Source organism: Campylobacter estrildidarum, assembly GCF_005406205.1.
GTDB classification, from domain to species: domain Bacteria; phylum Campylobacterota; class Campylobacteria; order Campylobacterales; family Campylobacteraceae; genus Campylobacter_D; species Campylobacter_D estrildidarum.
This window is the reverse complement of the sequence record NZ_NXLZ01000046.1, coordinates 1-621: the sequence shown is the minus strand read 5'-3', so window position 1 is coordinate 621 and position 621 is coordinate 1. Positions and strand designations below refer to the sequence as shown.

The 621-nt window shown below is 23.3% G+C and carries 2 pseudogenes; one reads left to right on the top strand and one right to left on the bottom strand.

Annotation, left to right across the window (positions count from 1 at the left end):
* A pseudogene (locus CQA69_RS08870) lies at positions 1-219 on the top strand (hypothetical protein); the annotation flags it as partial.
* 111 nt (positions 220-330) lie between these two features.
* Here CQA69_RS08870 and CQA69_RS08865 read toward each other — a convergent pair.
* Positions 331-621: pseudogene (locus CQA69_RS08865) on the bottom strand (C39 family peptidase); the annotation flags it as partial.

Sequence of the window (621 nt, the reverse complement as noted above, 5' to 3'; positions counted from 1 at the left end):
GATGATAATATAAGAAATGAACTCATAAAAAAACTTCTTGAAAATAAATTTGATTTAGCAAAAGAATTAGAAATTCTTTTTAATGTAAAAATAGATAATGGCAATACAAATAACAATGATAGTTCTAATTCTAATGATAACAATTCCAACTCTAATCATCTTAGTAAATTAAGTTCTAAAACTAAAACCAAACATAAAAGTGTAGATGTTAAGGCTTAATCAAGTTTTTTGCTTAATAAAATAGAGTTTTGTTAAGTTTTATTGCAAGTATTTATTTTTTTTGTTTTTAAAGATTAAATATTTAAATTTTAGGAGTTATTTTAACTCCTATTAATATAAACTAAAAGGATTAAAATCAAAATTCAAAGATTTAGGTATATTAAGCTTATATTCTTTTAATTTCTTTTTAGGAGCAATGATTAAAGCATATCCTCCTTTTTTATATCTATCCCATACACTAAAAAATTGTCTTTTAGAGCTGATATATTCTCCATAACTTGGATCAAGTACTTGTAAAAAATCACCCCTATGATTTATAATCACCACAAAATGTGGAAAACGTGGATCATCTTCAATCTTTACTAAAATAGGAATTCCTGCAAGTTTTTCTAAACTCTTTCT